Annotated in this window: 21 protein-coding genes and 1 pseudogene; all 22 read left to right on the plus strand. The window is 59.2% G+C overall.

The annotated features are described in order from the left end of the window. The first annotated feature begins 17 nt into the window (after positions 1 to 17). The 22 genes and pseudogenes from PLUT_RS00140 (at position 18) to PLUT_RS00245 (ending at position 19,631) form a co-directional block, all read left to right on the plus strand. A complete protein-coding gene (locus PLUT_RS00140; RefSeq protein WP_011356795.1) occupies positions 18 to 2,885 on the plus strand; it encodes a molybdopterin-dependent oxidoreductase in 2,868 nt (955 codons plus the stop codon). A gap of 97 nt (positions 2,886 to 2,982) precedes the next feature. Continuing rightward, a pseudogene (locus PLUT_RS00145) lies at positions 2,983 to 3,940 on the plus strand (sulfite exporter TauE/SafE family protein). Then, positions 3,937 to 4,365 (plus strand): hypothetical protein, encoded by a 429-nt coding sequence (locus PLUT_RS00150; RefSeq protein ID WP_011356796.1) that lies wholly within the window; start codon positions 3,937 to 3,939, stop codon positions 4,363 to 4,365. Before PLUT_RS00145 ends, PLUT_RS00150 begins: the two are co-directional and overlap by 4 nt. A 158-nt stretch (positions 4,366 to 4,523) precedes the next feature. Then, positions 4,524 to 5,033: a sulfur carrier protein DsrE2 gene (gene dsrE2, locus PLUT_RS00155; protein ID WP_011356797.1), complete on the plus strand. Its 510-nt coding sequence runs from the start codon at positions 4,524 to 4,526 to the stop codon at positions 5,031 to 5,033. A 23-nt stretch (positions 5,034 to 5,056) separates the two neighbouring features. Next, positions 5,057 to 5,530 carry a rhodanese-like domain-containing protein gene (locus PLUT_RS00160; protein ID WP_011356798.1) on the plus strand — a complete coding sequence of 158 codons (474 nt, stop codon included), beginning with the start codon at positions 5,057 to 5,059 and terminating at the stop codon, positions 5,528 to 5,530. 48 nt (positions 5,531 to 5,578) lie between these two features. Then, positions 5,579 to 5,815 (plus strand): sulfurtransferase TusA family protein, encoded by a 237-nt coding sequence (locus PLUT_RS00165; protein WP_011356799.1) that lies wholly within the window; start codon positions 5,579 to 5,581, stop codon positions 5,813 to 5,815. 3 nt (positions 5,816 to 5,818) lie between these two features. After that, positions 5,819 to 7,255 (plus strand): cobyrinate a,c-diamide synthase, encoded by a 1,437-nt coding sequence (locus PLUT_RS00170; RefSeq protein WP_011356800.1) that lies wholly within the window; start codon positions 5,819 to 5,821, stop codon positions 7,253 to 7,255. Positions 7,256 to 7,534: 279 nt separating this feature from the next. Beyond that, positions 7,535 to 7,870, plus strand: a complete 336-nt coding sequence (locus PLUT_RS00175; protein WP_011356801.1) for a TusE/DsrC/DsvC family sulfur relay protein — start codon at positions 7,535 to 7,537, stop codon at positions 7,868 to 7,870. 58 nt (positions 7,871 to 7,928) lie between these two features. Next, positions 7,929 to 9,182, plus strand: coding sequence for a dissimilatory-type sulfite reductase subunit alpha (dsrA, locus tag PLUT_RS00180; RefSeq protein WP_011356802.1), 1,254 nt, complete (start codon positions 7,929 to 7,931; stop codon positions 9,180 to 9,182). Positions 9,183 to 9,323: 141 nt separating this feature from the next. After that, complete coding sequence (dsrB, locus tag PLUT_RS00185; protein WP_011356803.1) at positions 9,324 to 10,403, plus strand: dissimilatory-type sulfite reductase subunit beta; 1,080 nt, start codon at positions 9,324 to 9,326, stop codon at positions 10,401 to 10,403. 17 nt (positions 10,404 to 10,420) lie between these two features. Beyond that, positions 10,421 to 12,157 (plus strand): NAD(P)-binding protein, encoded by a 1,737-nt coding sequence (locus tag PLUT_RS00190; RefSeq protein ID WP_011356804.1) that lies wholly within the window; start codon positions 10,421 to 10,423, stop codon positions 12,155 to 12,157. Positions 12,158 to 12,215: 58 nt separating this feature from the next. Beyond that, on the plus strand, positions 12,216 to 12,587 hold the full coding sequence (locus PLUT_RS00195; RefSeq protein ID WP_041463953.1) for a hypothetical protein: 372 nt from the start codon (positions 12,216 to 12,218) through the stop codon (positions 12,585 to 12,587). 46 nt (positions 12,588 to 12,633) lie between these two features. Continuing rightward, a complete protein-coding gene (gene tusD, locus PLUT_RS00200) occupies positions 12,634 to 12,993 on the plus strand; it encodes a sulfurtransferase complex subunit TusD (protein WP_011356806.1) in 360 nt (119 codons plus the stop codon). A 6-nt stretch (positions 12,994 to 12,999) separates the two neighbouring features. After that, positions 13,000 to 13,368, plus strand: a complete 369-nt coding sequence (gene tusC, locus PLUT_RS00205) for a sulfurtransferase complex subunit TusC (RefSeq protein ID WP_011356807.1) — start codon at positions 13,000 to 13,002, stop codon at positions 13,366 to 13,368. 57 nt (positions 13,369 to 13,425) lie between these two features. Beyond that, positions 13,426 to 13,719, plus strand: coding sequence for a sulfurtransferase complex subunit TusB (tusB, locus tag PLUT_RS00210; RefSeq protein ID WP_011356808.1), 294 nt, complete (start codon positions 13,426 to 13,428; stop codon positions 13,717 to 13,719). A gap of 26 nt (positions 13,720 to 13,745) precedes the next feature. Then, the gene (locus tag PLUT_RS00215; protein WP_011356809.1) at positions 13,746 to 14,189 is read left to right on the plus strand and encodes an RsbRD N-terminal domain-containing protein; all 444 of its coding nucleotides are present in this window, start codon (positions 13,746 to 13,748) and stop codon (positions 14,187 to 14,189) included. Then, positions 14,186 to 15,181, plus strand: a complete 996-nt coding sequence (gene dsrM, locus PLUT_RS00220) for a sulfate reduction electron transfer complex DsrMKJOP subunit DsrM (RefSeq protein WP_011356810.1) — start codon at positions 14,186 to 14,188, stop codon at positions 15,179 to 15,181. Before PLUT_RS00215 ends, dsrM begins: the two co-directional genes overlap by 4 nt. Before the next feature lie 2 nt (positions 15,182 to 15,183). Next, positions 15,184 to 16,833 carry a sulfate reduction electron transfer complex DsrMKJOP subunit DsrK gene (gene dsrK / locus PLUT_RS00225; protein WP_011356811.1) on the plus strand — a complete coding sequence of 550 codons (1,650 nt, stop codon included), beginning with the start codon at positions 15,184 to 15,186 and terminating at the stop codon, positions 16,831 to 16,833. Then, positions 16,823 to 17,203 (plus strand): sulfate reduction electron transfer complex DsrMKJOP subunit DsrJ, encoded by a 381-nt coding sequence (dsrJ, locus tag PLUT_RS00230; protein ID WP_011356812.1) that lies wholly within the window; start codon positions 16,823 to 16,825, stop codon positions 17,201 to 17,203. Before dsrK ends, dsrJ begins: the two co-directional genes overlap by 11 nt. Further along, positions 17,203 to 17,958 carry a sulfate reduction electron transfer complex DsrMKJOP subunit DsrO gene (dsrO, locus tag PLUT_RS00235; RefSeq protein WP_041463702.1) on the plus strand — a complete coding sequence of 252 codons (756 nt, stop codon included), beginning with the start codon at positions 17,203 to 17,205 and terminating at the stop codon, positions 17,956 to 17,958. Before dsrJ ends, dsrO begins: the two co-directional genes overlap by 1 nt. Positions 17,959 to 17,991: 33 nt before the next feature. Beyond that, positions 17,992 to 19,167, plus strand: a complete 1,176-nt coding sequence (gene nrfD / locus PLUT_RS00240; RefSeq protein ID WP_011356814.1) for an NrfD/PsrC family molybdoenzyme membrane anchor subunit — start codon at positions 17,992 to 17,994, stop codon at positions 19,165 to 19,167. After that, positions 19,164 to 19,631 (plus strand): precorrin-2 dehydrogenase/sirohydrochlorin ferrochelatase family protein, encoded by a 468-nt coding sequence (locus PLUT_RS00245; protein ID WP_011356815.1) that lies wholly within the window; start codon positions 19,164 to 19,166, stop codon positions 19,629 to 19,631. The genes nrfD and PLUT_RS00245 overlap by 4 nt, the downstream gene beginning before the upstream one ends. The last annotated feature ends 7 nt before the right edge of the window (positions 19,632 to 19,638 follow it).

Below are 19,638 nucleotides of genomic sequence, written 5' to 3' on the forward strand. Positions count from 1 at the left end.
CCGGAGCAGCGACAAGCATGAGTTACAAGCATAAACCAACCGTCATAGAGACCCTTGCCGAAAAGGTCGGCATTATTGCTGACCTGCACAGCGATACCGCGACCGGCGCAGTCCCGATGCCCATCGAAGGCCCTCCAGTAGCGTGCCCTCCCCCTGAAAAATGGGACAACTGGGTGGAGTATGATTCGAAAAGCTGGCCTGAGCGGAAGTCGAACGAGTACATGCTCATCCCTACTGCCTGCTTCAACTGCGAGGCGGGCTGCGGACTGCTTGCCTATGTGGACAAGAAGGACATGAAGATCCGCAAGCTGGTCGGCAACCCCTACCACCCTGCGAGCCGCGGGCGCAACTGCGCCAAAGGCCCCGCCACCCTCAACCAGGTCGAAGACCAGGATCGGGTGCTCTACCCGATGAAACGGGTCGGTAAGCGGGGCGCAGGCAAGTGGGAGCGGGTCAGCTGGGACAGTGTGCTCGACGACATCGCCGGCCGCATGCGCAAAGCCATCATGGAAGGCCGTAACAACGAAATCTCCTACCATGTCGGCCGTCCAGGCCACGACGGGTTCATGGAGTGGGTATTCCGTGCCTGGAATGTCGATGGCCACAACAGCCACACCAATGTATGCTCCTCGGGCGCCCGGTTCGGGTACGCCATCTGGGAGGGGTTCGACCGTCCTTCGCCGGACCATGCCAACGCCAAGTTCATTCTGCTCGTGAGCGCCCACCTCGAGTCGGGCCATTACTTCAACCCTCACGCACAGCGCATCGTTGAAGCCCGCATGAAAGGTGCCAAGCTCGCAGTCCTCGACCCTCGCCTCTCCAACACTGCAAGCATGTCCGACTACTGGATGCCGACCTACCCCGGCACCGAACCGGCTGTGATGCTCGCCATGGCGAAGGTGATCATCGAAGAGGGCCTCTACAACCGCGACTACCTGGAAAACTGGGTGAACTGGAAAGAGTACCTTGCCAACGAATATCCCGGCTCACAGGTTTCGTTTGAGGCGTTTATCGAGGCCCTTGCCAAAGAGTACGCAAAGTACACTCCGGAGTATGCCGAGAAAGAGAGCGGCGTTCCTGCCGCCACGATCATCGACGTCGCCCGCCAGATTGGCGCGGCCGGTACGCAGTTCTCCACCCATGTATGGCGCAGTGCCAGCAGTGGCAACCTCGGCGGGTGGGCCGTGTCGCGAACCCTCCATTTCCTCAATGTTCTTACCGGCAGCGTCGGCACCGTCGGTGGCACGGCACCGAGCGCATGGAACAAGTTCAAGCCGACGGTGCCAGCCAGCCCGAAGCCCCAGACCCACTGGAACGAGCTGCACCTTCCGAACGAGTACCCGCTTGCTCATTTTGAAATGAGCTTCCTGCTTCCGCACTTCCTCAAGGAGGGCCGCGGAAAGCTCGACGTATACTTCACAAGGGTGTTCAACCCCGTATGGACCTATCCCGACGGCTTTTCCTGGATCGAGGCGCTTGAGGATGAATCGAAGATCGGCATGCACGCGGCCCTCACCCCGACCTGGAGCGAGACCGCATACTTTGCCGACTACGTACTGCCGATGGGCCACTCGCCCGAACGCCACGACATCATCAGCTATGAAACCCATGCAGGTAAGTGGATTGCGTTCCGTCAGCCGGTGCTGAGGGTCGCAAGCGAGAAGATGGGCAAGCCGGTTACCTTCACCTGGGAGGCGAACCCCGGCGAGGTATGGGAAGAGGACGAGTTCTGGATCGAGCTCACCTGGCGCATCGACCCCGACGGAAGCCTCGGTATCCGAGAGCATGTGACCTCTCCCTACCGTCCCGGAGAGAAGATTACGATCGGTGAGTACTACCGCTACATCTTCGAGCACACACCCGGCCTCACCGAGGCTGCAGCAAAAGAGGGGCTCGGAGCTTTCGAGTATATGCAGAAGTTCGGTGCATTCGAGATTGAGAACAAGGTCTATGACGTGAACCGGAAATCCCCTTCACCAACTGAGCTGCAGGGCGCCGAAGTCAATCCCGAGAGCGGCCTCATCACCAGTAACGGCAAGGCTGTCGGCGTGGAAGTAAAAGGCGAAGCCTGCACCGGGTTCCCTACCCCTTCGCGCAAGCAGGAGTTCTACTCCCAGACCATGGTCGACTGGAAATGGCCCGAATACCGGCTTCCCGGCTACATCAAGAGCCATATCCATGAGGAGAAGATGGACCACAGCAAAGGCGAGTTCGTGCTTGTACCGACTTTCCGCCTGCCGGTGCTCATCCACTCGCGGTCCGGCAACGCCAAGTGGCTTGCTGAAATCGCCCACCGAAATCCTGTCTGGGTGAACGCCACCGATGCCGCAATGCTCGGACTGGAAAACGGCCAGCTGATCAGGGTCAACACGGACATAGGGTTTTTCATCAACCGCGCCCTTGTGACTGAAGGCATACGCCCCGGCGTGCTTGCCTGTTCTCACCACATAGGCCGCTGGCGGCGTGAAGAGGATGCTTCATGCAACCGTTGGGCGGCCAATACCGTGAAAATCACCAAGGAGGGTGGCTCGAAGTGGAAGATGCGGGTTGAGAAGGATGTGCAGGCGCACGAGAGCGCCGATGCCGATACATCGAGGATCTTCTGGAGCGACGGCGGTGTTCATCAGAATATCACTTTCCCCGTGCACCCCGATCCGATCAGCGGCATGCACTGCTGGCACCAGAAGGTCCGCATCGAGCCCGCGCATGAAGGTGATGAGTACGGAGATGTGTTCGTCGACACCGACCGCTCACAGGCCGTCTATCGCGAGTGGCTCGCCATGACGAGGCCGGCCCCGGGACCCGGCGGCCTCCGCCGTCCGCTCTGGCTGAACCGTCCGTTCCGTCCCGAGGAAAAGACCTTCTACCTGAACGAGGGGAAATAACCCCCGAAATGCAGCGGCTGGTCTCCCCTCCTGCCGCTGCCCCTCCAGGGGGGCCTCGAGCTAACGTATTTTTTCATCGACTACAGGAGTTTCAGTTATGCCGGTACCGACCAGGACTCTTTCCGTGGCCGCAGGCGCCGCAGCCGCATTTGCGCTGCTGCTTCTTTTAATTCCCTCCACGCTGCTGGCTGCTGGGCCGGAAGCGGCCTTTGAGGCCGCATGGTGGGTATGGGTGCTTCTGCTCTTCGTTTTTTCATTTGTCCTCGGCATTTTCGCTGTGCTTGCGGGTGTCGGCGGCGGGGTGCTCTTTGTCCCCATCGTCAGCAGCTTCTTTCCTTTTCATCTCGACTATGTGAGAGGGGCGGGTTTGATGGTCGCGCTTTCAGGCGCCATCTCTGCAGGCGCGCCTCTGATGCGCAAGGGGCTGGCTGACCTGAAGCTCGGCCTCCCCATGGCTCTCGTCGGTTCGGTGAGCTCGATTGCCGGTGCCATGGTTGGCCTCTCGCTTCCGGCAGAGACGGTACAGCTGCTGCTCGGCATCGTCATCGTCGCCATCGCTACCATCATGGTTCCTCTCCGGGAAGTCCGGCTACCCCGAAGTGAAGGTGCCTGATGCCCTCTCAAAAGCCCTGCACATTTCTGGCATCTATTATGAAGAGTCGATAAAGGAAGAGATCTCCTGGCAGGTGCACCGCACGCCGCTGAGTCTCGTCTTTTTTCTCATGATCGGCTTCATCGGCGGGATGTTCGGCCTTGGTGCCGGTTTTGCCAACGTGCCGGTCTTCAACCTCCTCATGGGAGTGCCCCTCAAGGTGTCAGTAGCCACGAGCGGCCTGGTGCTCTCGATCAACGGGGCGGCGGCCGCCTGGGTCTACATGTTCAAGGGCGCCATGCTTCCGCTGATCGCCGTCCCCTCAATCGGCGGCATGATGCTCGGTTCAAAAATCGGAGCGAAGCTCCTGACGAAAGTCAACACCGGGTCGGTCCGCGTCATCGTGGTCACAATGCTTGCGGTGGCCGGAATTCGTTCACTCTTAAAGGGATTCGGGATATGAAACAGGATACACTGGGAAAGCCGCCGGTCCAGAACGAGCAGCTTGCATACGCCGGCGTGCTCGACAAAATGTCGCACTTCGGGATGCTCTTCCTCGGAGGCAGCTATGCCGCCTATGTTTTTCTTCTGCTTCCTCAAGAGGTCACGATTTCGGACATGGCCGCCAACTGGCACCTGAAGGCATCGGTCATGCAGGCAAAGCTCAACGCCCCTGTCGGATGGTCGTTCATGGCAAGCCCGGAGAGCTTTCTGCGAGGGGAGGCTTTGAGTTATCTGGCCATCATCATGATCTGCATGATCCCGGTCGTCTGTCTGCTGGTAACCGCACCCGCCTTTTTCCGGGAAAAACGCCCGATCTTCGGCGTCATCGCTCTTCTCCAGGTGCTTATCCTGCTCGTTGCAGCTACAGGCATGCTCGTGCGGTAAGTGGCCGCCCCCTTAAAAAAGCCACCTTTTTTTTGGTGGTTACCTGCGCTTTTATTATCATCTATATAATTACTCGGTTATATAGTTATTATTGGGGAGCGGTGGGTTATGCCCTCCCTCCGCAACAACCCAACCACGTTCAACACTGGAGGACCACCATGGCTGAAACAAAAAAACTGGCGATCATCGCTTCACAGGGAACCCTTGACTGGGCCTACCCTCCCTTCATCCTCGCATCGACGGCCGCGGCTATGGATATGGAAGCAGTGGTATTCTTCACCTTTTACGGTCTGCCGCTTCTCAAAAAGGAGATTGACGCCAAGGTGGCTCCGCACACCAACCCTGCCATGCCGATGAAGATGCCGTTCGGCAGCAAGGATTTCCAGTCCATCAACTGGCCGGTGCCGAACATCATTTCCGGCAATATCCCGGGCTTTGACAGCATGGCCACCTCACTCATGAAGGAGACCTTCAAGAAGAAAGGTGTGGCCACCGTCGAGCAGCTCCGTGAGATGTGCCAGGAGGCCGGCGTGCGTTTCATAGCCTGCCAGATGACCATGGAGGTTTTCGGGTTCTCGAAAGAAGAATTCATCGACGGTGTTGAGTACGGCGGTGCAGCCACCTTCCTCGAATATGCAGCCGATGCCGACATCTCGCTCTTTATCTGAGGGCCACTTCACAACTGAACCCTATGACAACCCTTTCTGAACTGGTCGAAGAGTGTCTTCCAGATGTGCAGGAGATCATGCCCTGGCATCTCGTTGAGCGGATGGCCGGGGTCCCCGGCCTCCTCATCGTCGACGTGCGGGAGCCCTATGAGTTTGAGGCCATGCACATCGAGGGTTCCGTGTGTGTCCCGAGGGGGATACTTGAGGCTGCCTGTGAATGGGGGTACGAGGATACGCTGCCGGAACTGGCGGCAGGCCGTGACCGGGAAATCGTTGTGGTGTGCCGTTCCGGAAGACGGAGCGTGCTTGCCGCATATGCCATGCAGCGGCTCGGATTCCTGAATGTCCGCTCTCTTCGCACCGGACTCCGGGGATGGAACGACTATGACGAGCCGCTCGTCGACGCCGATGGCGCGGTGGTGGGGACAAACGACGCTGACAGCTTTTTTCTTAGCCGCCTAAGACCGGACCAGATGCCGCCGAAAGCCGGGAACTGAAGATTTACTAGTGCTGACATCAATAACAACAAACAAGGAGAAACTCTCATGAGCGCAATCGCTGCCGCAACAGAACTGGACTGCAAGGGTCTCAATTGCCCCCTTCCGATCCTCAAGACGAAAAAAGCCATCGACGCGCTCCAGAGCGGTGAGGTGCTGAAGATGATGGCCACCGATCCCGGCTCCGTGAACGACATGGCTTCCTGGGCCAACCGTACGGGCAACGAGGTCGTCGAACATACCGAGGACGGTGGAACCCACACGTTCTTCATCCGCAAAAAATAAGAGATGCCCGTGAAGAAAAATGAAGCAGTGATCGGGAGGCTTATGGTGTCGGCGCCCGGAAAGAGTTCCGGCAAGACCACCATTACGCTTGCTCTGACGCACGCCCTTTCCGCTGCGGGCGACAGGGTCATGTGCTTCAAGAAGGGGCCCGACTACATCGATCCGGCATGGCACCGCCTGGCCGGTGCAGAGGAATCGCACAACCTTGATCCCTGGATGATGGGCGAGGACGGCTGCTTGCAGTCGTTTTCGCGTTACGCCCTCCGGGGTTCGGCGGCCCTCAACCTCATCGAGGGCAACCATGGCCTCCACGATGGCATTTCTCTTGACGGATCTGACAGTAGTGCTGGTCTGGCTTCAATGCTCAAGGCACCGGTACTGCTCGTCGTCGACGCATTGAGTGCCGGGCGCGGCATTGCCGCAATCGTCATGGGCATGCAGCAGATGGAGCCGCATGCCGACATCAGGGGCGTGGTGCTCAACCGGGTCCGCACAAAGCGTCAGGGCGAAAAACAGCGACTTGCAATCGAGCGTTACTGCAAGGTGCCGGTGCTCGGCGCCATCCCGGTCGATGAACGTCTTGTCATTCCGGAGCGCCATCTCGGTCTTACGACGGTTGACGAAAGCGGTGAGGGTGCTGAAGCTGCCATCCGAGGTGCATCGGAAACCGTTGCCGCTCATTGCGATATGGAGGCCATCCGAAACATCTTTTTTTCCGCTTCACCCGTTCCTCTCGAAGATATGCCTGAAGCGGAAGCAGGGATTCCGCTCTCCGGACGTGCTCGAATCGGAGTGTTCCGTGACAAAGCATTCTGCTTCTATTATCCCGAAAACCTCGAAGCCCTCCGGGATCGTGGAGCAGAGCTTGTTTTCATCGACTCAATGAAGGACAAGAAGCTCCCGGCGCTCGATGGCCTCTATCTTGGCGGAGGATTTCCGGAATCATTTATTGATGAAATCGCAGCCAACCGCACCCTCTGCGACAGCGTCCGCCATGCTGTGGAATCAGGCATGCCGCTTTACGCGGAGTGCGGCGGCCTCATTTATCTTTCATCAGGAGCCACCTGGAACGGGAAACGGCATCAGCTTGCCGGTGTTCTCCCTTTGGAAATTGACTTCCAGAAGCATCCTGCAGGTCATGGCTACCTGGAGCTCAAAAGTCTTCATTGCTCGCCGTGGTTCAGCGAAAGCGAGCGGGTTCGTGCCCACGAATTCCATTACTCAAAGGCTGTTGCCATCAACGGACGTCCCCAATGGCAGTTCGATGTGGTCCGTGGGACCGGCATCAGCGGGGATTATGACGGGATTCTCCAGGGGAACCTGCTTGCCTCATACGCTCACATCCATGCTGTTGCGACTCCCGGATGGGCGGAAACGTTCGTGTCCCTCTCCGCCCTGTTTCGATCTTCCAGCCGTTCCTGCACGACCACATCTGCCTGAAAACGGGCTCCCTCCGTATGTCGGTAGTGTTCCTGCTGAATTTTTTTCACGGTAGGGATAAAAAAATCCTTAGAGAGCTTGTAAATCACCTCCCGTTTTGCTAACTATATTACTGAATAGTTATATTTGTCTTTGGTTAAGCAGGTCCGGATAGAAAAAATGCAGCCCGGATTTGGAAAATCGATTCCCCTTGCTTAATTATATAACTATATGGTTATATTAATGAGTTCGAAACTCTAGTCATTCTTTTCAAACAAACATTATCACAAGGAGAGGACCATGGGCATCACCATCAACGGAGTCACCGTAGAAACTGACGAGAACGGCTACCTCGTCAATCTTGAAGATTGGACCGAGGAGATCGCCGGCAAACTCGCCGAAGGCGAAGAGATCGATATGAAAGACGAGCACTGGGCGCTCGTGAAGTTCCTCAGGAACTATTATGACGAGTACCAGATCGCTCCTGCCGTCAAAGTGCTCACCAAGGCCATCGCTGCTGAACAGGGTATCGACAAGAAAGAAGCCAGCGAGTTCCTCTACGGACTCTTCCCGAAAGGACCTGCACTGCAGGCCTGTAAGGTAGCAGGGCTTCCGAAGCCGACCGGCTGCGTGTAAACAACAGCAAAAACGGCCATCGGCCTCAATCTACAGAGACATTAAAGGAGGAGAAAAAATGGAAGAAGCGAAAGGTGCGGGTTCATGCGGATCGCATCAGTGCGGACACTCCGGCGGCGGGTGCGGTGACAAGTTCCTGAACCCCACGCCGATGCTTGATGAACTCGAAAACGGCCCCTGGCCGAGTTTCGTCGGCGGCTTCAAGGAGCTTGCGGAGCGGACGAAAAAGCCGATGCTCCGCGGCGTGATGGACCAGCTTGAGTATTCCTACAATACCAAGATGGGATACTGGAAAGGCGGACTGGTGACTGTCGACGGTTACGGAGCCGGCGTCATCACGCGGTACTCGATGATCAAGGACAAGATCCCCGAGGCATCAGAGTTCCACACCATGCGCATTCAGCCCGCTCCGGGGCTTCACTACAACACCGAGATGCTCCGCGAACTCTGCGACATCTGGGAGGAGTACGGTAGCGGCATCATCACCCTGCACGGCCAGACCGGTGACATCATGCTCCAGGGCATCGAGCAGGACAAGGTGCAGGAGTGCTTCGACAGGCTCAACGAAAAAGGCTGGGATCTCGGCGGCGCCGGCGCCGGCATGCGGACCGCAGTATCGTGCGCGGGACCTGCCCGCTGTGAACAGGCCTGTTACGACAACCTCGAGCTCCATCTGCATGCGCTGCGCCACTTTGTAAGCCAGCTGCATCGTCCGGAATGGAACTACAAGATCAAATTCAAGTTCTCGGCCTGTCCGAACGACTGCACCAACGCCATCATGCGCTCCGACCTTGCCGTCATCGGCACCTGGAAGGATGCCATTCAGGTTGAGGAGCCTGCAGTCAAGGAATGGATCGAGAAGAACGGCGTCGACGCACTGGTCAACCAGGTCATCAACCTCTGTCCGACCCGGGCCATTTCGCTTGAGAACGGCGGCATGAAGATCGAGTCCCGCGACTGCGTGCGCTGCATGCACTGCCTGAACGTCATGCCGAAGGCGCTGTCTCCTGGAAAAGAGCGCGGCATTTCGCTGCTCATGGGCGGAAAAAACACCCTCAAGGTCGGCGTGAACATGGGCTCGCTCATCATTCCCTTCATGAAAATGGAGACGGAAGAGGATCGCGAAGCTTTCATGGAGCTGGTCGAGGAGATCATCGACTGGTGGGATGACAACGGGCTCGACCACGAGCGCATCGGTGAAAGCATCGAGCGTGTCGGGCTGAAGCAGTTCCTCGAAGGTGTCGGTATCGACGTCGACATCAACCAGGTTGCCCGTCCCCGCGATAACCCCTATTTCAAGGCGAAATACTAAGAGGGGCCCTAAACAGTCAATTAAGCCAACAACCAAGAGGCGGCCGCACCCCCGGGGCCCCGTCCCGTCCCCTTCCGGGGGGCGGGCGGAGCGAGGGCATGAGTCCGGCGGCCGACAGGCAAAACAAGAACGGAAATCAACATGAGCAGTCCTGAAAGAACCTGGAAGACCATAGAGTCAGGCCCCCATACCTACCAGGAGGCCCTTCACCCTGTGGTGAGAAAAAACTACGGCAAGTGGAAGTACCATGAAATCCCCCGTCCCGGCGTGCTCAAGCACGTGGCCGAAAGCGGAGACGCCATCTACACCGTCCGTGCGGGGACCCCGCGCCAGGATACGGTCGATATGGTCCGCAGGCTCTGCGAAATCGCTGACCGGTTCAGTGACGGCCATCTGCGCTTCACGGTCCGTAACAACGTGGAGTTCCTGACCCCGAATCCGGACAATGTAGAGCCGATGATCAAGGAGCTCGAGTCGATGGGCTTCCCTGTCGGCGGAGCGGGCAACTGCGTCTCCTCGGTGTCGCACACCCAGGGATGGCTGCACTGCGACATCCCGGCGACCGACGCCTCCGGCGTTGTGAAGTCGATGATGGACACCCTTTACCACGAGTTCAAGCACATGGAGATGCCAAACAAAGTGCGCCTCTCCACCTCCTGCTGCTCGATCAACTGCGGAGGCCAGGCCGATATCGCAGTTGTCGTCAAACATACCCGTCCGCCGCGCATCAACCATGAGCATCTGTCGATGGTCTGTGAGCTGCCCAAAGCGGTCGCCCGCTGCCCGGTCGCCGCCATCCGTCCGACCGTGGTCGACGGGAAGCGCTCGCTGATGGTCGATGAGGCCAAGTGCATCTGCTGCGGAGCCTGCTTCGGCGCCTGCCCGGCAATGGAAATCAACCACCCCGAGCACTCGAAGTTCGCCATCTGGGTCGGTGGCAAGAACAGCAACGCCCGTTCGAAACCCTCGACGATGAGCATCGTCGCCCACAATCTTCCCAACAATCCGCCCCGCTGGCCCGAGGTCACCGATGCAGTCGGCAGGATCCTCACCGCATACAAGGCAGGCGGCCGCCCCTGGGAGCGCGTCGGCGAATGGATCAACCGCATCGGATGGAAGCGGTTCTTCGAAGAGACGGGCCTCACCTTTGATGAGGACATGATCGACAGCTACCGTCACGCGAGAACCACCTTCAACCAGTCGGCCCATGTCCGCTTTTAGCCAAAGGAGATACTTTCATGCAGGTAGAATCAAATCCAATTCTTGACTTCGCGACGAACTGGAAGTTTCCCGCCTACAGCGAGCTGACAGGTGAGGATAAGATCGTTGCGTTCGGGGATCACAGCCACAAGTGCCCGGTGTATGTGCGTCAGACGCCGCCCTGTTCGGCCGAGTGCCCTGCGGGCGAGGACATCAGGGGCATCAATCGGCTCCTGAACGGTGTTGACCCTTCAGATGATCCGATGAAGGCGGCCTGGCAAAGGGCTGTCGACACCAACCCCTTCCCTGCGGTCATGGGCAGGATCTGCCCGCACCCGTGTCAGGGGGGCTGCAACCGCCAGTACCATGACGGAAGCGTCTCCATCAACGCGGTCGAGCAGGCAATCGGCAACTACGGCATCGAAAAAGGGCTCCAGCTGCCCGCTCCGGGACCTGATTCCGGAAAGCGCGTTGCTGTGGTCGGCGGCGGCCCTGCAGGGCTCTCTGCCGCCTACCAGCTACGCCGCATGGGACACGCAGTCACCATTTACGACGCCAACCAGAAACTCGGCGGCATGGTGCTCTACGGCATCATGGGCTACCGGGTCGACAGGAAGGTTCTTGAAACTGAAATCGGCCGCATCACCGCCCTCGGCATCGAGACGAAGATGGGGGTGAGGGTCGGACGTGACATCACGCAGGCCGAGCTTGAAAAAGAGTATGACGCCGTGTTTCTCGGCATCGGCGCCCAGGTCGGCCGCTCACTTCCCGTTCCGGGATTCGAGGGCAGCCTGTCGGCCACAAACGCTATCGAGTTCCTCCGCAACTACGAGGTGATGGGTGATGACGTGCCGGTAGGAAAGAAGGTGGTCGTCATCGGTGACGGCAACGTGGCCATGGACGTGGCCCGCCTCGCCCTCCGCCTCGGCTCGGAAGCCATCCTTGTCTCGGGCGTTCCCCGCGAGGAGATGGCCTGCTTTGACAACGAGTTTCTCGACGCAGTCCGTGAAGGCACGACGGTCCACTATATGAGCGGTACCGTCGAGGTTCTGCGCGACGGCGAGGCTGTCCGTGGACTCCGCTGCTCGAAGATGGTGAAGAAGGAGAAGGGTGAAGAGGGGTGGAACTCCCCGATCCCGTTCCTCCGCTACAAGAGCACCGGCGAGACCTTCGATATCGATGCCGATATGGTGGTTGCCGCCATCGGCCAGGGAACCGACTTCAGCGGCCTTGACGGCGTGATTGGCTCCGGTCCCTGGATGAAGGTCGACCGCCACTTCCGCATCCCCGGCCGTGAAAACGTGTTCGGCGGTGGAGATGCCCTGAAAGTGGATCTCATCACGACGGCAGTCGGCCACGGCCGCAAAGCCGCCGAGTCTATCGATGCCTTCCTGAAAGGCGAACCGCTTCCCGAGCCGGTGCGCCGCGAGGTGACGAAGGCCCAGAAGCAGGATCTTCTCTACTTCCTGCCGGTAGCTCCCGCCACACGGGTGAACCGCGAGCTGGACGTTGTCGTGGGCAATCATGACGAACTGCTCGAGGCGCTTTCTCCCGAGCAGGTGAAGGCCGAGTCGGAGCGCTGCATGAGCTGCGGTCTCTGTTTCGACTGCAAGCAGTGCGTTTCGTTCTGCCCGCAGGAAGCTGTGCTCCGCCACCGCGACAACCCCTCGGGGGAGAAGGTGGAAACCGACTATGTGAAATGTGTAGGCTGCCACCTCTGCTCGCTGGTCTGCCCCTCCGGGTATATCCAGATGGGCATGGGTGATGGTCTGTAACCCTCAACACCCGATCCCGCCGCCCTCATTGCGGCGGGATATGGACAACAGGAAAACCATGTACGAAGAACTCATAGCCCGGATCACCCGGGCCGTGGACGCCTCGGAAAAGTGGGCGGAAAACGGATGGGCGGTCACGTTCGGCCCGCGCGGCGAAGAGGTACTGAACCTCAAGTCTGCCGAAGCCCTCGGTCGCGCCATTTCGTTCAGGCGCGAGGCCATCAATTATTGGAAGCAGGCCCAGCTTACAGGCCAGGATGCAGCCGCATCCGGGCGGAAGGCGCTCCGGGCTCTCGAGGCTGGCGACGAACCGGCAGCAATGAATGCGCTGTACTTCTGCCGCTACATCGAGGCGCCGTTTGCTCAGCAGGCAAACACCTGGAGCCCTCTCTACGACAGTCTTTCGGCCAAAACTGCCTGCTGCTGTTGAACGCATCAGGGTCGGGCATCGACAACAATCAAAACAGAGGAATAAGGTGAACATAGGAATTCTTCTCAAGGAAGGGCCATACAACCATCAGGCGTCCGACACGGCGTACAAGTTCGCCGAAGCGGCCATCCGGAAAGGCCACAGGATCGACGCCGTCTTCCTGTACAACGACGGTGTCATCAATGCAACCAAACTCGGCGACCCGCCGCAGGACGACCGCAACATCGCCGAGCGCTGGAGCGCTCTTGCGACCGAGCACGGTTTTGAAGTGCTGGCATGCATTGCCGCCTCCAAGAGGCGCGGCATCACTGACGAACTGATGATCAAGGGCGGCTCCATAACGGGGCTCGGCACCCTTACCGACATCGCCATCCGCAACGACAGACTGTTAACCTTCGGAGACTGAACCATCATGGAAGAGAACATCAAAAAGATCATGCACGTGATGCGCCGTGCCCCCCACGGTTCGATCTACACCTATGAGGGGCTCGAGATGATCCTCATCATGGCTGCCTATGAACAGGACCTTTCGGTCGCCTTCATCGGCGATGGGGTCTACGCCCTGAAAAAAGGGCAGGAGACAGAGGGCATTTCCATGAAAGGATTCGCGAAAACCTTCATGGCCCTCGATGGCTATGATGTGGAAAAGCTCTATGTCGACCGTACCTCGCTTGAAGAGCGCGGCCTCACCGAAGAGGATCTGCTTGTCGACGTGGAGGTGCTCGACTCGGCCGAAATCGGCCGGAGGATGAACGAACAGGATGTCGTCATCCACCACTGAAGGTCGCTTCCCCTGGGGCGAGCCTGAACAGCAACCATTGAACCTGAACTGTCTATCATGCTGCACACCATCAACAAATCACCCTTTGAAAGCCCGTCGATGCAGGAGTGCATCCGCTTTGCGGCTCCCGGCGATCCCGTGCTCTTCATCGAGAACGGCGTCTATGCCGTCCAGTCCTCGGGCCGTTATGCATCCGACATCGCAGCCCTCCTGACTACCAACCCGGTCTATGCTCTTCAGCCGGATCTTGAGGCACGCGCCGTCGGATCCCTCGTCGAAGGCGTGGAAAGGGTTGGCTACGACGGGTTCGTGGACCTCGTCGAAGCTCACCGGGTCAACAGCTGGCTCTGAACTCACTTTACTTACCGTACCGAATTATGATGAACAACTGGATGCAGGCGGCCTCCCGGAACCGGTCCGCGCTGCTCGACCGCTGGATCAGTGCAGGACTCGGGATGTTCCCTGAACATATGTCTCAGGCAACCCCGGCCGGCGAGGCGCTCGCCGATGCCATGGGGACGGTGCTTGACAATATCGGCGGCGGAGACGACTGCCGGGAGGGGATCGAGCGCCTCACCCGCATCTTTGCCGTCCAGCCTCTCCCCCCGTCGAAGTCCCTCGCCCTCTTCGGTGCACTTTGCGACCTCATACAGGAGCTCATCCCGGAGGATGCCGGGCGCGAGGCATGCCGCCGCCGTATGGACGAGATGACGCTCGAAGCGTTCGACTGTTTCATGGAAAACCGTGAGAACATCTACCGCCTGAAGGTCGATGAGGCGCGCAGCCAGATGCACATGCTGCTGAGGAGGGCCGTTTCATGAAAAAAGTGTTCATGCCCCTTGTGATGGTTGCCGTCCTTTCCTGTATCCCATACATCGGGGTGGCCCATTTCGGCATGGGCTACCTGTTCGGCGTCATCATCCCTTATCTTGCAGTCCTGCTTTTTGTGGCGGGATTCGCCTGGAGGATGTACGACTGGCTGAGCCGTCCGGTGCCCTTCTGCATCACCACCACATGCGGCCAGGAGAAATCGCTTGACTGGATAAAGCACCAGAAGCTTGAAAGCCCCGCGACGAAGTGGCAGGCAACCCTGCGCGTGCTGATGGAGGTCTTTTTCTTCCGCTCGCTGTTCCGCAACACGAAAGCCGAGCTCCATACGGGTCCGCAGCTGGCCTACGCTTCGAGCAAATGGCTATGGATGGGAGGGCTTGCCTTCCACTGGTCGCTGCTTCTCATCGGCCTGCGCCACGCACGGTTCTTTTTCATTGAGCCGCCGCTGTTCGTTCAGCTCATTGAGCGTACCGACCGCTTTTTCGAGCTCACGCTGCCGGCATTCTACATGACGGACGCCATCGTGCTTGCGGCCATCACCTACCTTGTCGCCAGACGCCTGCGCGATGCGAAGATGCGGATCATTTCTCTGCAGACTGATTTCTTCCCGCTCTTCCTCATCGGCGGCATCGTCATTTTCGGCATGTCGATGCGCTACGTTGCCAAGGTCGACGTGCTCGCCATCAAGGCGCTGATGCTGAACCTCGCCTCCTTCAGTTTCGATGCGCCCGGCGCAATCAGTCCACTCTTCTACATCCACCTGTTCCTTGCTTCGGTGCTGGCGGCCTACTTCCCCTTCAGCAAGCTGATGCATGCCGGAGCGATCTTCCTCAGCCCTACGCGCAATCTGGCGAACAACAGTCGCGAAAAGCGGCATATCAACCCCTGGAACAAGAAAATCAAGTTCCGTACCTACAGCGAGTACGAGGATGACTACCGGGATAAGATGAAAAAAGCCGGACTTCCGGTCGAAAAGGACTGACCATGTCAAAATACGCACCCAAAAAAAACCAGCTCACCCGCGAGTTTCTGGAAAAACCCACCCCCCTGAAAGGCGACTTTGCCCGCGAGGAGTGGTGGGATATGCCGGTAGAGTTCCGCGACGGGAACTGGTGCCACTCCGCCAAGCCGGAAGTGCTCGGTGAGATCGGTTTTCCGAACCCCCGCAAATGGGCGGCTCCCGATGAGGACTGGCAGCTTCCTGAAGGGTGGGAGAAGACCATCCACGAGGGGTTGAAGGAGCGCCTTAAGAAGTTCCGCTCACTGAAGCTCTACCTCGACGCCTGCGTGCGCTGCGGGGCCTGCGCCGACAAGTGCCATTTCTTCCTTGGCACCGGCGACCCGAAGAACATGCCGGTCATCCGTGCCGAGCTGCTCCGCTCCGTCTACCGGAACGACTTCCCGATGGTGGAGAAGATCCTGAAAGGGTTCTCCGGATCGCGGAAGCTGACGAAGGAGGTCATCAAGGAGTGGCACATGTACTTCTACCAGTGCACCGAGTGCCGCCGCTGCTCCGTATTCTGCCCGCTCGGCATTGATACGGCCGAGATTACCATGGTGGCCCGCGAGCTGTTGAATCTGATCGGCGTCAACAACAACTGGATCCTTGCCCCGGTTGCCAACTGCAACCGTACCGGCAACCATCTCGGCATCGAGCCGCACACGTTCGTCCAGAACATCGAATCGCTGGTCGACGACATCGAGGACCTTACCGGCGTGACGGTGAACCCCACCTTCAACCGGAAGGGGGCCGAAGTGCTCTTCATCACCCCGTCAGGCGACGTGTTCGGCGACCCCGGCGTTTATACCATGATGGGTTACATGATGCTCTTCGAGCATATCGGCCTCGACTACACCATCAGCACCTACGCCTCGGAGGGCGGCAACTTCGGCCTCTTCACCACGAACGACATGATGAAGAAGCTGAACGCGAAAATGTACCATGAGGCCGAGCGGCTGAAGGTGAAATGGATCCTCGGCGGCGAGTGCGGCCACATGTGGCGCGTTGTCCACCAGTACATGAATACGATGAACGGCCCTGCCGGCTTCCTTGAGCAGCCGGTCTCTCCGGTCACCGGCACGAAGTTCCAGAACGCGGCCGCCACCAAGATGGTGCATATTGCCGAGTTCACGGCCGACCTGATACACAACAACAAACTGAAGCTGGACCCTCGCCGCAACGACCATCTCCGCACCACCTTCCACGATTCCTGCAACGTGGCTCGCGGCATGGGCATGTTCGAAGAGCCTCGTTACGTACTCAACAACGTCTGCAACTCGTTCAACGAGATGCCGGAAGACACCATCCGCGAGCGGACGTTCTGCTGCGGCTCGGGCAGCGGCATCAATGCCGAAGAGTTCATGGAGATGCGTATGCGCGGCGGATTCCCCCGCGCCAACGCAGTGCGGAGCGTCAAGAAATCGCACCGGGTGAACTCGCTGGTGACCATCTGCGCCATCGACCGTGCGACCCTGCCTTCCCTCATGCGCTACTGGAACCCCGGCGTTACCGTCTACGGTCTGCACGAGCTGGTGGGCAACGCGCTGGTGATGCAGGGCGAGAAAAAGAGAACCGTGGATTTGAGGGAGAATCCGATGGCCGGAACCGGCGAGGGGGAGAGCGATGCTCAATAAGAACACACTCATAGGCCTGGTCATCGTGGCCATGCTGGCCGCAGCTGCATACCTTGCCACGGGCGCCGAAATAAATGACGCTGTCCCTGCCGCTGATCCGGGCACAGCGGACAGCACTGGCTGCATCTACCCGAAAGAGTACATGCAGACCCATCACATGCAGGTGCTGGCGGACTGGAAAGAACATGCAGCCCATGAAGGGCCCGATGCCGTTATGACGACGCCCGATGGCCGGCGGTTCCAGAAAGATCTCGCCACCTGCCTTGGTTGCCACGACAACAACCGCTTTTTCTGCTTCAGCTGCCACAACTACGCGAACGTGAAGCCGAACTGCTGGAACTGCCACATATCTCCACAAGATCTACCGTGATGAACGAAGAGAGAAGGACATTCATGAGGAAAGCGGGCCTCGGCCTCATCGCCGGGCTGGGAGCCGCTTCGGGTATCATCGGCAACCCGCTCTTTGAGCGCGTATCGGCTTCCGCGTGGGCTTCCTCCCCCAAACAGCCGGGCCGGCGCTGGGGCATGCTGATCGACACGCGCCTTTGCCCTGCAGGCTGCACTGCCTGCGTCGACGCATGCCGTCTCACCCACAACGTCCCCACATTCAGCGACCCCCGCCGGAGGGTGGAGTGGATCCATAAGGAAGAGGGGCGCGCGCTCCTCGGTACCGCATGCGCCACGAAGCAGACGATGCCGGCTCTCTGCAACCACTGTGCCGAGCCGAGTTGCGTGCGTGCATGCCCTACGGACTCCATTTTCCGGAGAAAGGACGGCATCGTTGCCATCGACTACCACCGCTGCATCGGTTGCCGTTCATGCATGCTTGCCTGCCCGTACGGGGAGGTCAGCTTCAACTGGAGCGATCCCCGTCCGGCCATCAAGGAACCGACCCCTGACTACCCGACGAGGCAGCAGGGTGTCGTCGAGAAGTGCAACTTCTGCTCCGACCGCCTGAAAAAAGGACTTGAGCCGTCATGCTCCAGCCGGTGTCCGGAAGGGGCGATGACATTTGGTGACCTCAACGACCCGAAATCCGCCATACGCCGGCTGCTTCAGGCAAACGAGACCATGCGGCGCAAGGCAGAGCTCGGCACCGAACCGTCGGTATTCTACATCATTTAAGGAACACAAGACAGGAATCAGGGGAAATCAGCCATGTTCGAAAAAGCACTCAAAGGGAACGCCGCATACTGGTCCTGGATCGGATTTCTTGCCATTCTGGCAGGAGCCGGCATCCATGGATACCGGGTTCAGGGCGATGAAGGACTCGCTGCAACCGGCATGGGCGTCGGTGCGGTATGGGGCATTTACAACGCACAGCTGCCCTTTCTCGCAGGCCTTGCCGCTTCGGCCCTTTTCATCCTTGTGCCCGAACGTCTCCTGAAGCAGACGGAGCTGTCTGCGGCAGCCCCTCTTTCGGCGTTCCTCGCCGCCGTCGCTTCTGCCATGAGCCTGCTCTTCATCGCAGCCGGGCTCGGCATGCCTTCGCGCATCCCGACCCTATTGATGAACATGTCACCCTCTTCACCAGCCTCATGGCATGCTCCGGCCCTCATGGCCTACCTCGTCCTTTCTCTCGGTGCAGGGTGGGCGCTCCTTGCCTCACGAAGGAAAGGCACTACCCCGCCACGCTGGCTTCGTCCGCTCGTCATGCTTGCCCTACCTGTCGGGCTCGCACTCCCGGTCATCGCCGCCTTCATGCTCGCCGTCATGCCGACCTACGGACTATGGACGAGCGCCATGCTTGCACCGAGGATCCTGGTTTCCGGACTTGCCGCCGGCATGGGGCTCCTGCTTTTCATGGTGGTCGCATTGCGCCGCTCGGCGGGACCCGATGAAGGTAAAGAGCTGGTGGAGCGCCTTGCCGGCTATACAGCCCTTGCCGGCCTGGCCTCGCTGATCTTCATCGGCCTTGATGCCGGCACCGCGTTTCTCGGCAATCTTCCTTCGGAAACCTACGCTCTCCGGCTGCTCTACAGTGACATGGCTCGCCAGGCCCTGCCTCCGGCATATGCGCCGTTTGCTTCGCTGCCCTCCGTGCTGCTGGCGGCCGGGGCGGTCTCGGTTGTCCTGCTCCTCGTGCCGGCGGTCCAGAGGAAAGGCGGCATGCTTCCTGCCGCGGCAGGACTCCTTATCGCCATTTCGGCATGGTTCGACCGCGGACCCGGATTGATTCTTGCCGGGCAGGCTTCTCCGGACGGCGGAACGGTCTATGCGCCCGCAATGCCGGACATGCAGGTCACCATCGGAATCTGGGCCGGCGGCGCACTCCTTCTTACGGCTTTACTCAAGGTCACCATATCCGTCCGCAGGTCAAGGGAGGCGCTGTGAGCACCTTCATTCCTCTCAACATCCGCATCGACGGGCGACGGATTCTTTTCGTCGGCGGCGGTGCGCTTGTCATGCATAAACTGCAGTCGGTCCGGCTGTTCACCGGCGACATAACCGTCCTTGCGCCCGACATAAGTCCGGAGGTTTCGGCCACGGATGTACACCAGCTCCGGAAATCATACGCCACCTCTGATCTCGACGGATTTTTTCTCATATACGCATGCTCCGAGGACGACCGTCTCAACCGCCGGGTGCTCGCCGATGCGCAAGAGAAGGGTATTCTCTGCAACATCGTCGACAACCGCATGGACTCTGATTTCATCTCCCCAGCACTGTTCCGTCACGACGGGATGACGGTCGCGGTCTCCTCCGACGGCCGGAATGCCCGCCGTTCGGTCGAGTGGCGCAATGCCATCAGGGCTCTCTTTCTCGGCACAGAATGTCACCCAGCAAGCAACCTCTGAAGTACCC

It is taken from the genome of Pelodictyon luteolum DSM 273 (assembly GCF_000012485.1).
Classification (GTDB): domain Bacteria; phylum Bacteroidota; class Chlorobiia; order Chlorobiales; family Chlorobiaceae; genus Chlorobium; species Chlorobium luteolum.